The sequence below is a fragment of the Faecalibacterium sp. OM04-11BH genome (genome assembly GCF_003482185.1).
Taxonomy (GTDB): domain Bacteria; phylum Bacillota; class Clostridia; order Oscillospirales; family Ruminococcaceae; genus Faecalibacterium; species Faecalibacterium tardum.
In genome coordinates this window covers 301,043-313,760 of the sequence record NZ_QULS01000001.1, presented here as the reverse complement: position 1 = coordinate 313,760, position 12,718 = coordinate 301,043, and the positions used below count along the sequence as shown (strand labels likewise).

General features: G+C 57.9%; 7 protein-coding genes and 5 tRNA genes. 6 read left to right on the top strand and 6 right to left on the bottom strand.

Going from position 1 to position 12,718, the window contains the following annotated elements:
• Positions 1-323: 323 nt before the first annotated feature.
• From DXB44_RS01380 to DXB44_RS01360, 5 genes are all read right to left on the bottom strand, one after another.
• Positions 324-398: transfer RNA gene (locus tag DXB44_RS01380), tRNA-Cys, on the bottom strand.
• Positions 399-427: 29 nt separating this feature from the next.
• Positions 428-503: transfer RNA gene (locus tag DXB44_RS01375), tRNA-Gly, on the bottom strand.
• Between the two features lie 169 nt (positions 504-672).
• A tRNA-Asp gene (locus tag DXB44_RS01370) sits at positions 673-746 on the bottom strand.
• A gap of 29 nt (positions 747-775) precedes the next feature.
• A tRNA-Gly gene (locus tag DXB44_RS01365) sits at positions 776-851 on the bottom strand.
• A 32-nt stretch (positions 852-883) separates the two neighbouring features.
• A tRNA-Phe gene (locus DXB44_RS01360) sits at positions 884-959 on the bottom strand.
• Positions 960-1,295: 336 nt separating this feature from the next.
• Here DXB44_RS01360 and DXB44_RS01355 point away from each other — a divergent pair.
• The 6 genes from DXB44_RS01355 to DXB44_RS01330 all read left to right on the top strand — a co-directional run bounded on the left by DXB44_RS01355 (position 1,296) and on the right by DXB44_RS01330 (position 11,231).
• Positions 1,296-3,287 carry a toprim domain-containing protein gene (locus DXB44_RS01355; RefSeq protein WP_118657458.1) on the top strand — a complete coding sequence of 664 codons (1,992 nt, stop codon included), beginning with the start codon at positions 1,296-1,298 and terminating at the stop codon, positions 3,285-3,287.
• Between the two features lie 159 nt (positions 3,288-3,446).
• A complete protein-coding gene (locus DXB44_RS01350) occupies positions 3,447-5,696 on the top strand; it encodes a DNA gyrase subunit A (RefSeq protein ID WP_055185800.1) in 2,250 nt (749 codons plus the stop codon).
• 267 nt (positions 5,697-5,963) lie between these two features.
• Positions 5,964-6,449, top strand: coding sequence for a 23S rRNA (pseudouridine(1915)-N(3))-methyltransferase RlmH (gene rlmH, locus DXB44_RS01345; RefSeq protein ID WP_055185801.1), 486 nt, complete (start codon positions 5,964-5,966; stop codon positions 6,447-6,449).
• Between the two features lie 178 nt (positions 6,450-6,627).
• A complete protein-coding gene (locus DXB44_RS01340) occupies positions 6,628-7,458 on the top strand; it encodes a transporter substrate-binding domain-containing protein (protein ID WP_118657457.1) in 831 nt (276 codons plus the stop codon).
• The gene (locus DXB44_RS01335; RefSeq protein WP_118657456.1) at positions 7,451-9,655 is read left to right on the top strand and encodes an ATP-binding protein; all 2,205 of its coding nucleotides are present in this window, start codon (positions 7,451-7,453) and stop codon (positions 9,653-9,655) included. The genes DXB44_RS01340 and DXB44_RS01335 overlap by 8 nt, the downstream gene beginning before the upstream one ends.
• Positions 9,656-9,809: 154 nt before the next feature.
• Positions 9,810-11,231, top strand: coding sequence for a glycine--tRNA ligase (locus tag DXB44_RS01330; protein ID WP_117948395.1), 1,422 nt, complete (start codon positions 9,810-9,812; stop codon positions 11,229-11,231).
• A 146-nt stretch (positions 11,232-11,377) separates the two neighbouring features.
• On the opposite strand, the gene hisS is transcribed toward DXB44_RS01330, so the two are convergent.
• Positions 11,378-12,619, bottom strand: coding sequence for a histidine--tRNA ligase (hisS, locus tag DXB44_RS01325; protein ID WP_118657455.1), 1,242 nt, complete (start codon positions 12,617-12,619; stop codon positions 11,378-11,380).
• Positions 12,620-12,718: the final 99 nt, after the last annotated feature.

The following is a 12,718-nucleotide window of genomic DNA, read 5'->3' as shown; positions in this document are numbered from 1 at the left end:
GGCTCAGACCGTTTAGTTTTAATTTGATTCGGCGGTTGTAAGTAGTCGATATACGCAACAATGGCCTTTTCGAGCTGCGTCCGGCTGTCCCGGTAGGCGTAGACAGGGGAGAGGGGGGCGTTTTTCAGCAGCACATAGTCCACCGCCGTGGTGCTCAGCACCGGCCAGGCGTTGCTGTTGAATTGCCGCACTCCGCAGAGCTACTGCACCGCCCCGGGGCAAAGCTCCCTGCAATACCGCAAAAGCGCGCTGAAGAGTGCTTCTCAAGAACAAGGCTCGATAAAAACAAAAAATCCCGGAAGCCGAAGCTTCCGGGAATCTTTTGGAGGTGACGACCAGATTTGAACTGGTGGATGAGGGTTTTGCAGACCCTTGCCTTACCACTTGGCCACGTCACCATATAAGGGAGTGATGAATACCACTCCAATGGAGCGGCCGACGAGGCTCGAACTCGCTACCTCCACCTTGGCAAGGTGGCGCTCTACCAGATGAGCTACGGCCGCATATTCGGTGCATTTGTCCCTGCACCCTCCCGAGCGATTCTTGCGAATTTCGGGGCCCCCGCGAAAGCTTGCGAAGCAAGATTTTGTGGGGAAGAGGAGGAATTTCAGAGTTTGTTACGGCGGTCTTACTTGTAAGACTGCCAGACAAACGACTGACATTCCGACGAAGCGACCCGGATCGGGCTCGAACCGACGACCCCCAGCGTGACAGGCTGGTGCTCTAACCAACTGAGTTACCGGGCCATACTGGAGCAACTATTGCTCCTCCTTAATGGAGCGGCCGACGAGGCTCGAACTCGCTACCTCCACCTTGGCAAGGTGGCGCTCTGCCAGATGAGCTACGGCCGCATATTGGGAAACCCTGACGGGTTTCCTTGACGTGGTGCCTCCGATCGGAATCGAACCAATGACACGGGGATTTTCAGTCCCCTGCTCTACCGACTGAGCTACAGAGGCGCACCGGACGATGACTATTATACCTGAAATTTCGATTTTGTAAAGGGGTAAATGCAAATTTTTTTGAAAAAATTGAAAAGTTTTTGTTTTCCAACGTCCCTGCGCGCAAAATAAGAACGACTTTTTTCGCGGTTTTCGTGCCGGAGGGCTGCACTGGAAAAGCGAGAAAGAACATTTGACAAGTTTTACAACCTATGGTTTAATAAAAGAAAAGAACACAGGCGCCGAGGCCCGCAGAGATGCTGTTATATATCTTATATAATAGAAAGGGCAGGCGCTTGCTTTGATTACAGGACGTCCTGCACAGCACAGCTGCGGCGGGACGGGAGGAGCAGCATGGCAAAAAAACAGGAATATGGCAACGAGAGCATTACCTCGTTAAAGGGCGCCGACCGTGTGCGTAAGCGCCCGGCAGTCATCTTTGGCTCAGACGGTGTGGAGGGCTGTGCCCACTCGATCTTTGAGATCGTGTCCAACTCCATCGACGAAGCCCGCGACGGCCACGGCGATACCATCAACGTGACCCGCTGCAAGGACGGCAGCGTCATCGTAGAGGACTTTGGCCGTGGTATGCCCGTGGACTGGAACAACGGCGAGGGGCGCTTCAACTGGGAGCTGCTGTTCTGCGAGATGTACGCGGGCGGCAAGTACGGCGAGGGCGAGGATAACTACGAGTTCAGCCTTGGCCTGAACGGTCTGGGTCTGTGCGCCACTCAGTACGCCTCGGCGTGGATGACCGCCGATATCTACCGTGACGGCTATCACTACCATCTGGACTTTAAAAAGGGCGAGAATGTGGGCGGCCTGCAAAAGGAGCCCTACAAGGGACGCCGCACCGGCAGTATCATCCACTGGAAGCCGGACGATGAGGTGTTTACCGATATCGATGTGCCCGGCAGCTACTATAAGGATGTGCTGCGCCGTCAGGCTGTGGTCAACGCGGGGCTTACCCTCAACTTTACCGATGAAAAGGAAAAAGACCCCGCCACCGGCAAACCATGGCATGAAAGCTGGTGCTACCAGAACGGCATCGCGGACTATGTGGCCGAGGTGGCAGGGGAGGACACCCTGACCCCCGTGTTCAGCTGTGAGAGCGAGGCCGTGGGTCGGGACCGCGAGGATCAGCCGGACTATAAGGTGCGCATGAGTGCGGCTTTTTGTTTCTCCAATAAGGTGCAGCTGCTGGAATACTACCATAACTCTTCCTGGTTGGAGCACGGCGGCAGCCCGGAGCACGCGGTACGCACCGCCTTTGTCTACCAGATCAACAAATACCTGAAGGAAAAGAACCTGTACAAAAAGGGCGAGAGTGCCATTAGCTTTCAGGATGTGCAGGACTGTCTGGTGTATGTGTCCTCCAGCTTTTCCACCCGCACCAGCTACGAGAACCAGACCAAAAAGGCCATCACCAATAAATTTGTCTCGCAGGCTATGACCGACTTCCTCAAGCATTATCTGGAAGTGTATTTTCTGGAAAAGCCGGAGGAAGCCCAGAAGATCTGTCAGCAGGTGCTGGTGAACAAGCAGAGCCGCGAACACGCGGAAAAAACGCGCCAGAGCATCAAAAAGACGCTCTCCACGCAAATTGACTTAGCCAACCGTGTGCAGAAGTTTGTGGACTGCCGCACCCGGGATTCCGCCCGCCGTGAGCTGTATATCGTGGAGGGCGACTCGGCTATGGGCGCGGTCAAGTCCAGCCGGGACAGTGAATATCAGGCCATCATGCCCATCCGCGGCAAGATTTTGAACTGCCTGAAGGCGGATTATGCCCGCATCTTCAAGTCGGACGTCATTGTGGATCTTATCAAGGTGATGGGCTGCGGCGTGGAACTGGGCGGCAAGCACAACAAGGAACTGGCTACTTTTAACCTCGACAATCTGCGGTTCAATAAGATCGTCATCTGTACCGATGCCGACGTGGACGGCTACCAGATCCGCACCCTTGTGCTGACTATGCTCTACCGCCTTACCCCCACCCTGATCAACAAGGGCTATGTGTATATCGCAGAGTCGCCTTTGTACGAGATCTCCACGAAGGATCGCACCTATTTTGCCTATACCGAGCCGGAAAAGGCCGCTTTTCTGGAAAAGATCGGGGACAAAAAATACACCATCCAGCGCTCCAAAGGCTTGGGCGAGAACGACCCCGAAATGATGTGGCTGACCACCATGAACCCGGAGAGCCGCCGCCTTATTAAAGTAATGCCCACCGATGTGGTGCAGACTGCGCAGGTGTTCGATATCCTGCTGGGCGACAATCTGGCAGGCCGCAAGGAGCATATCGCCCAGCACGGCGCAGAGTATCTGGATGATCTGGACGTGAGCTGAGAACCCTCTCCGTCATCGCTGACGCGATGCCACCTCTCCCGAAGGGGAGAGGTTTGGCACAAGAGGGAAACTTTGCGGGACGACCCCAAAAGCTCCCCCCTCGTGGGAGCTGGCTGCGCAGCAGCCTGAGAGGGTTTTTCCCTATGGAGAGGAACTGTAATGGCAAAAAAATCGACCAAGAAAACCTTAAAGCCGGTGCGCCCGCAGCTGGGCGACGGCGTTGAAATCTTAAACGCAGGCAGCGTGCTGGAGGACCCCATTACCCGCACGCTGGAAACGAACTATATGCCCTACGCCATGAGCGTCATCGTCAGCCGTGCTTTGCCGGAGATCGACGGCTTCAAGCCGGCGCACCGCAAGCTGCTGTACACCATGTATGAGATGGGGCTGCTCAAGGGCGCACGCACCAAATCTGCCAACATCGTGGGCAGCACCATGCACCTGAACCCCCATGGTGACGCCGCCATCTACGACACTATGGTGCGCATGGGCCGCGGCAACGAGAGCTTGCTGGTGCCTTTTGTGGACAGCAAGGGCAACTTTGGCAAGGCGTACAGCCGCGATATGTCCTGCGCAGCTGCCCGTTACACCGAGGCAAAGCTGGAAGGCGTGTGCGAGGAGCTGTTCCGGGATATCGACAAAGAAACCGTGGACTTTGTGCCCAACTACGACAGCACCACCACCGAGCCCACTCTGCTGCCGGTTACCTTCCCCACTATTCTGGCCAACAACACGCTGGGCATCGCGGTGGGCATGGCCTGCAATATCTGCTCCTTCAATCTGGCAGAGCTGTGCGCCACCACCGTGGCGCTGATGAAGGACGAGCATCATGATATCGGCACCACCATGCCCGCCCCGGACTTTGTGGGCGGCGGTCAGATCCTGTATGATGAAGCGCAGATGCGTGAAATTTACGAGAACGGCCGCGGCAGCGTAAAGGTGCGCGCCCGCTACAACGCGGTGCCCGGCGAAAATATGATCGAGGTCACCCAGATCCCGCCCACCACCACGGTGGAGGCCATCATGGATAAGATCGCGGAGCTGGTCAAGACCGGCAAAGTCAAGGAGATCAGCGATATGCGCGACGAGACTGACTTGAATGGTCTGAAGCTGACGCTGGACCTCAAGCGCGGCGTGGATGCCGACAAGCTGATGGCAAAGCTGTTCAAGGCCACCCCGCTGGAGGACAGCTTCAGCTGCAACTTCAACATTCTGGTGTCCGGCCAGCCCCGGGTCATGGGTGTGCGGGAGATTTTAAAGGAGTGGACGGCCTTCCGCGTTGAGTGCGTGCGCCGCCGCACCTACTACGACCTGCACGGCAAGGAAAAGCGGCTGCACCTGTTGCAGGGTCTTGCTGCCATCCTGCTGGATATCGACAAAGCTATCCGCATCATCCGCACTACTGAGGAGGAGACCGAGGTGGTGCCCAACCTGATGATCGGCTTTGGCATCGACGAGGTGCAGGCGGACTATGTGGCAGAGATCAAGCTGCGCCATCTGAACCGGGAATACATCCTCAAGCGCACCGGCGAGATCGAGCAGCTGGAAAAGGACATTGCCGACCTGAACGATGTGCTGGCAAAGCCTGCCCGCATCCGCCGCATCATCATCAACGAACTGAACGATGTGGCAAAAAAATACGGCAAGCCCCGTTGCAGCGAGATCTTGTACGACCTGCCCGAGGAGGATGCCGCCGCCGAGGAAGAAGCTGTGCCGGACTACCCGGTGACTGTGTTCTTTACCCGGGAGGGCTACTTTAAAAAAATCCCGCCCCAGAGCCTGCGCACCGCCGGTGCGCACAAGCTGAAGGAGGGCGACGAGATCATCCAGCAGCTGGAGACCCGCAACAATGTGGAGGCGCTGTTCTTTACCGACAAGCAGCAGGTGTACAAGGTGCGTCTGGCAGAGCTGGAGGACGGCAAGGTAGCCCAGATGGGCATCTTCATCCCGGGGCGGCTGGGCATGGACGAGGGCGAAAACGTACTGAGCATGGTCATTACCGGCGATTACAGCGGCTTTATGCTGTTCTTCTTTGCCAGCGGTAAGTGCGCAAAGATCCCCCTCAGCTCCTACGCCACCAAGCAGAACCGCCGCAAGCTGCTGAAAGCGTACAGCGATAAAGAACCGCTTGCCATGATGCTTTACCTGCCGGAGGAGACCGAGCTTGCCATCCGCACCAGCGCCAGCCGGATGCTGCTGGTGGGCACGGCGCAGATCGCCGCCAAGACCACCCGCGATAGTCAGGGCGTGGCAGTGGTCACCCTGAAAAAGAACCAGACCATCGCCTCGGTGGTACCGGCCGACACCTTAGAGCTGGCCAACCCCCACCGCTATCGCGTGCGCAGCCTGCCCGCCACCGGTGCGCTGATCCGCGCCGAGGACGAGGGCGAACAGATGAGCCTGCTTTGATTGGCGGGCAGCGGGGAGCTTTCCTTCGCAAATGAGCCCGGAACCCCTTGTTCCGCCCCAGTGCTGCGCACCGGGGCCCCACTTCGCCGGAATTTGCTCAGGAAACTCCCCGCTGCCTTTCCGAAAAGTCCCCTCTTGTGAAAATAGGGAAACGGAGCGCCCGCAGGCGTGCCGTTTCCCCGAAAACAAAAATATTCTTTCCACTGTTAATGTCAGAGCGAAGCGGAGACGATTTTAAATCGTTGAGCCTGAAAAGAGGAAGCTGTTATGCAAAATATCGACCTGATCTGTGTGGGCAAGCTGAATGCCAAATATTTTGCCGAGGGCGTGGCAGAGTACCAGAAGCGTCTGGCGGCCTTTGCTGCCTTCCGCATCATTGAACTGCCGGAGGAAAAGATCGAGGAGAAAAACGCCTCGTACGCCGTGGTGAAAAAGGCACTGGATAAAGAGGGAAAAGCCATCCTTTCCAATGTGCGCAAGGGTGCTGCTATTGTAGCCATGTGCATCGAGGGCAAGCAGATCTCCTCCGACGAGCTGGCGCAGTTTCTGGCACAGCGCGCCGGCAGCGGGGCAGGGGATGTGGCCTTTGTCATCGGCTCGTCCCATGGCCTGTCCGACGAGGTGAAAAAAGCCGCTGCCCTCAAGTTCAGCATGGGGCGCATCACCATGCCCCATCAGCTGGCACGGCTGGTGCTCACCGAGCAGATTTACCGCGCCTGCACTATCAATGCGGGCATGAAGTACCACAAGTAAAAAGTGTTATTTTGGCTCCCGGAGCGTTCGCAGGCGCTCCGGGAGTTCTTTTTACAGAAACATGTAAAATCTGCCGGAAAAACAATTTTTTGCTTTTCTTTTGGAACAGTTTTTATTATACTGATAGCGTGGAGCATTCTATTACAAAAAGCAGCAAAAAACACAGGACGGAAGAACCATGAAAAAACACAGAAGAGGACTGCGGCTGGCAGCCTGTCTGCTGGCGCTGGCAATGTGCGCGGCGCTGCTTTGCGGCTGCACCGGAAAAGCCGACAGCTATACGGCTGCAATGCCGGTCATCGTGGTGGGCAGCGATAACTACCCGCCCTTCAACTATATGAGTACGGACGGCACGCCCACCGGCATTGACGTAGAACTGGCCACCGAGGCGTTCAGGCGGCTGGGCTGTCGGGCAAAATTTGTGACCATCGACTGGGAAAAGAAAAAGGAACTGGTGGAAAACGACACCATCGACTGCATCTGGGGCAGTTTTACCATGGACGGTCGCGAGGAAGAATACCAATGGGCAGGGCCTTATCTGTACAGCCGTCAGGTGGTGGCAGTGCGCTCCGACAGCGACATCTATACCCTGCAGGATCTGGCCGGCAAGGTAGTGGCGGTGCAGTCAACCACAAAGCCGGAGGAGCTGTTTTTGAACGCAGAGCAGAACGGACTGCCCCGGCTGCGCAGACTATATTCGTTGCAGAACCGGGACCTGATTTACACCACCCTGATCAAGGGCTATGCAGATGCCCTGGCCACCCACGAAAGCGCCATCCGGCAGTTCATGAAGGATTACAGCGTGGAGTACCGCATTCTGGACGAGCCGCTGATGACGGCGCGGCTGGGCGTGGCTTTTTCCAAAAATCGCAGCGATGACCTGCCGCAGCAGCTGACGGAGGTGTTTCAGGAGATGCTGGCGGACGGCACCGTCCGGCAGATCGTGAGCCGCTATCTGGACGACCCCGAGCACTATCTGGATGGACTGGAGGACAGCACCCATGCGTGACGGAATGGAAAAGAGCCAGAGTGTTTTCAACCGGAAACAGTTCATTATGGCGTGTGCACTTGCGGGACTGTTGCTGCTGGGCGGCGTGCTGATCTTTTCGGCGCACAGTGATCTGCAAAATGCTGAAAAGCAGTTTGAGGATACCATCAGCTATGTTAAGGAGCAGTGCACCGGCTACGATAACCTGAACCTTGCCACGGAGACCAAAAGCCTGATGCGGATGATGGAAAACGCCCAGCATCTGTGCAGTGAGATCGCTCGGGACCAGCAGGAGAACCCCGGGCGGGTGCTGGACGATGCCGCCATGGAAGAATATCTGCAGGACTATACCCTCAGCGGCATCCTTGTGCTTTCGGCAGAGGGCAAAATATTGTGCGGTGCCTCACAGGATGGCCGGGTGGCTGACCCGCAGATCCGGGAACAGATGGAAGCGGAACTGGCCGGTTCTATCGTGCTGAAGGTGGCCGACCACCCGGAACAGGTCTACGCCGGGCGGACGGAAAAGGAGGACAGCTCCTATGTGGACACCGCAGCCTGCGCCCGGAAGGACGGGGACGGGGTGCTTGTGGTGTACTACCGCACCACGGCAGAATATGTGCGCAATTACAGTCTTTCCTACCAGAACTGCGTGCAGGGCTATAACCCCGCTGTGGACGGCACCATCGTGGTGACCCGTGGTGACCGCATTGTGGCCAGCAACGATACCGCCCTGCTGGATACCACCGTGGACGAAAACCCCACCCTTTCTGCCCTAAAGGCGCGCAGCACCGATGGTGGCGTGATCCATGTGCACAGCGCCACCGGGCAGCAGTACGCCTACGGCATCGTAGGGCAGGGACGCAGTTTTTATATCTATGTTTACCGCCCGGAGCAGGAGGTATATGTCTCTACCATGCGCGATGTGAGCATGGCTGCCTTTGCTTACATGGTCGTTCTGTTCCTGCTGCAGTTGCTGCGCGGCAAGACCGACCAGCGCTACCGGGAGCAGCAGCTGCGCCGGGAGCAGGAGTACCAAAAGACCCTCAAGGCGGCTGCGCTGAAGGCGGAGAGCGCAAACCTTGCCAAGACCGAGTTTTTGCAGCGCATGAGCCACGATATCCGCACCCCCATCAACGGTATCCGGGGCATGGTGGAGATCGGTGACCGCTGCCCGGAGGATATGGCACGGCAGGCCGACTGCCGCAAAAAGATCTGGGAGGCCTCCACCCTGCTGCTGGAGCTGGTGAACGAGGTGCTGGACATGGGCAAGCTGGAGTCCGGCGAGGTGGTGCTGGAAAACGTGCCCTTTGATCTGCCCGAGCTGATGAACGAGATCACGGACGTGCTGGAAAAACAGGCGGCAGAACGCGGAATCGTTCTGCACCGGGAATACGGCAGGCTGCCGCATCCACGGCTGGTGGGCAGCCCGCTGCACGTCAAGCGGCTGCTGATGAATGTGCTCAGCAATGCCATCAAGTATAACCGGGAAAAGGGGCGTGTGATGCTGGACTGCTTTGAATTGAGCAGCAACGGGGACAAGGCGCAGATCTGTTTTGTCTGCGCGGACACTGGCATCGGCATGAGCGAGGAGTTCCAGAAGCGGATGTTCGAACCCTTTGCACAGGAGAATGCCGGGGCACGCTCGGTATACGGCGGCACCGGCCTTGGCATGTCCATTGCCAAAAGTCTTGTGGATAAGATGGGCGGTACCATCGGGGTGGAAAGCAAGCAGGGCGTGGGCACAACCTACACCATCACCCTGCCTTTTGCCATCGACAATACCGCAACGGAAGAGCCGGAGCGGCAGCAGACAGACCTTACCGTGCTGCAGGGGCGGCGGCTGCTGCTGGCCGAGGACAACGCCCTGAACATGGAGATCATGGAGTTTTTACTGAACGATGTGGGTGTAAAAGTGACCAAAGCCGCTGACGGACAGCAGGCAGTGGAAGCCTTTGCGGCCTCGCCGGTGGGCGGTTTTGACGCCATTCTGATGGATGTGATGATGCCGGTGCTGGACGGCCACGAGGCCACCCGCGCCATCCGCGCCATGGACCGCCCGGACGCAAAGACCATCCCCATCTTTGCCATGACGGCAAACGCCTTTACAGAGGACCGCCGTAAGGCGCTGGAATCCGGCATGAACGAGCATCTGCCTAAACCAATCGACCCGGATGCCCTGTACCGCCTGCTGGTAAAATACCTGACAGAGCGCAGTTGAACTGTCTGCCGGGCTTTACAAGCGGGGCAAAACATGGTACAGTAAATATACTGTGCTTGCGCAAGCCACAAGCACGCCCGGCGGTGGGAAAGCCGCCGGCACACAACACGATACGACACGGCAAACCAGCCGCGGACGGAAAGGATGTACTACAATGGAACAGAGCGAAAAGACCCTTGACATGATCGTCAATCTTTGCAAGAACCGTGGTTATGTGTTCCCCGGTTCCGAGATCTACGGAGGTCTGGCCAACAGCTGGGACTACGGCCCCCTTGGCGTGGAGTTCAAGAACAACGTCAAAAAGGCATGGCTGAAAAAGTTTGTGCAGGAAAGCCCCTATAACGTGGGCTTGGATGCTGCCATCATCATGAACCCGCAGACATGGGTGACCACCGGCCATGTGTCCAGCTTCTCGGACCCCCTGCTGGACTGCCGCGCCTGCAAGGCACGCCACCGCGCCGACAAGCTGATCGGTGAGGAGCACCCCGAGGTGAACGTGGATGCCATGAGCTTTGACGAGATGGACGCTTTCATCGCAGAGCACGAGGATATCGTCTGCCCCGTGTGCGGCAAGCACGATTTTACCCCCATCCGCAAGTTCAACCTGATGTTCAAGACTGCCATCGGCGTGACCGAGGATAGCTCTTCCACCTGCTATCTGCGTCCCGAGACTGCACAGGGCATCTTTGTCAACTTTGCCAACATCCAGCGCACCACCCGCCGCAAGCTGCCCTTCGGTGTATGTCAGGTGGGCAAGGCCTTCCGCAACGAGATCACCCCGGGCAACTTCACCTTCCGCACCCGCGAGTTCGAGCAGATGGAGTGCGAGTTCTTCTGTAAGCCCGGCACGGATCTGGACTGGTTTGCTTACTGGAAGGACTACTGCGAGAACTGGCTGCTGAGCCTTGGCATCAAGAAGGAGCACCTGCGCCTGCGTGACCACGAGCCCGCAGAGCTGGCCTTCTACAGCCGCGCTACCACCGATATCGAGTATGCCTTCCCGTTCACCGACTGGGGCGAGCTGTGGGGCATTGCAGACCGTACCAACTACGACCTGACCCGCCATCAGGAGGCTTCCGGCAAGAGTCTGGAGTACTTCGACAGCGAGACCAACGAGCACTACATCCCCTACGTCATCGAGCCCTCTCTGGGCTGCGACCGCGTGGCGCTGGCTTTCCTGTGCGAGGCCTACGACGAGGAGCACCTGACCGACAGCAAGGGCAAGGAGGATATCCGCACCGTGCTGCGTCTGCATCCGGCTCTGGCTCCCTACAAGTGCGCTGTGCTGCCCCTGAGCAAGAAGCTGGGTGAGAAGGCTATGGAGATCCGCAACGAGCTGAGCAAGTACTTCATGGTTGACTACGACGATACCGGTTCCATCGGCAAGCGCTACCGCCGCGAGGACGAGATCGGCACCCCGTTCTGCATCACCGTGGACTTTGACACCGTGGGCGATGAGGCCAAGGGCATTGCTGCCGACAACTGCGTCACCGTCCGTGACCGCGACACCATGGAGCAGGTGCGTATGCCCATCAGCGAGCTGAAGAGCTACATCGAGAGCAAGATCGAGTTCTAAAAATACACTATCATGCAAAAAAGCAGCCCCGCCGGAGCACTCCGGCGGGGCTGCTTTTTTAAGTGTCGTGACGGCTGAAAAAAGTGGCTCAGAAACGTCCGCAGACGTTTCTGAGCCACAAAATCTAAAATCGTCAGGCGGGCGATTTACTGCTGGGCGAAGATCTTGACCTCGTCCTTGTCCATAAAGGCAGCGCCCGCAAAGCCTGCTGCTTCCAGTTGACCCAGCTGCTTGCCCAGCTTTTTGCCCTGCGGCAGCACGGTGACATTATACTGCTCGCGCAGCGCGGCGGCCTTGCTCAGCACAGCAGGGAAGTCGGTGTCCTTGCCGTACAGCAGGGCAATCTTCTGCTTTGCGCCGGGGATCTGGTATCCCTGCTCCAGCAGGATGCCGCACACCCGCTCGAAGCCGATGGAGAAGCCCACGGCGGGCACCTGCACGCCAAGGAACTTGCCCACCATGTTGTCGTAACGTCCGCCGCCGGCCACAGCACCGCTGAACTGCGGGCAGGTCACCTCGAACACCATGCCGGTGTAGTAGCCCTGACCGCGCACCAGACTGGGGCAGTAGGCCACCTGATAGCGGTCGGCAGCCAGCGTGTTGGCGGTGGCCAGCACATACTTCAGGTCGTCGGCGATGGCGGGGTCGGCGCAGCGGGCGGCTACGGCGTCCAACGTCACGTCCCCGGCGGCAATAAAGTCTGCCAGTGCGTGGATGGCGCTCTCCGGCAGCTGCTTCTCGGTCAGCTCAGCCTTCACGCCCTCGGCACCGATCTTGTCCATCTTGTCAAAGGTGATGCAGACGGAGTCCAGCGTGTCGGCGGCAAAGCCCATGCTCTCCAGCATCCCGCGCAGGATGCGGCGGTCGTTGATGTTGACGGTAAAGCCGGTAAAGCCGATGTTCAGCAGTGCGCGGGTGGTCACGTCGATCAGCTCCACCTCGGCGTTGGGGGAGGCATCGCCCAGAATGTCGATATCACACTGTACAAACTCGCGCAGACGGCCCTTCTGCGGGCGCTCGGCGCGGAACACCCGGTCGGTCTGGATGACCTTGAAAGGGTTGGGCAGCTTATCCTTGTTGGCTGCGTAGTAGCGGCTCAGCGGCAGGGTAAGGTCGTAGCGCAGCCCCATATCGGACAGCTGCTTGGGGTCGCCGGTGTTCAGGGCAGCGGTCAGCTTATCGCCGCGCTTGAGCACCTTGAAGATCAGGTTCAGGTTGTCGCCGCCCTCGGATTTATCAAGATTTTCCATATCCTCCAGCATGGGGGTAGAGATGCGCTCAAAACCGGCAGAGCGGTAGGTCTCCAGAATCTTGCCCTGAATGTAGTCGCGCAGGGTCTGTTCGGCGGGCAGCAGGTCCCGCATACCCTTCAAAGCCTGTGTTTTCATAACAGTAATTCCTCTCTATCTGTAAATTGTACCCGCCCTCGATGCCTGAAAAGGGGCGGGAGCGTTTTTAACTCAGTACTTTACCATTATAAAGGATAA

Excerpts from the sequence above, each read along its gene's own strand:
- rlmH (WP_055185801.1), top strand. The coding sequence starts at position 5,964 with ATGCAAAATATCGACCTGATCTGTGTGGGCAAGCTGAATGCCAAATAT.
- DXB44_RS01330 (WP_117948395.1), top strand. The coding sequence starts at position 9,810 with ATGGAACAGAGCGAAAAGACCCTTGACATGATCGTCAATCTTTGCAAG.
- DXB44_RS01335 (WP_118657456.1), top strand. The coding sequence starts at position 7,451 with ATGCGTGACGGAATGGAAAAGAGCCAGAGTGTTTTCAACCGGAAACAG.
- DXB44_RS01340 (WP_118657457.1), top strand. The coding sequence starts at position 6,628 with ATGAAAAAACACAGAAGAGGACTGCGGCTGGCAGCCTGTCTGCTGGCG.
- DXB44_RS01350 (WP_055185800.1), top strand. The coding sequence starts at position 3,447 with ATGGCAAAAAAATCGACCAAGAAAACCTTAAAGCCGGTGCGCCCGCAG.
- DXB44_RS01355 (WP_118657458.1), top strand. The coding sequence starts at position 1,296 with ATGGCAAAAAAACAGGAATATGGCAACGAGAGCATTACCTCGTTAAAG.
- hisS (WP_118657455.1), bottom strand. The coding sequence starts at position 12,619 with ATGAAAACACAGGCTTTGAAGGGTATGCGGGACCTGCTGCCCGCCGAA.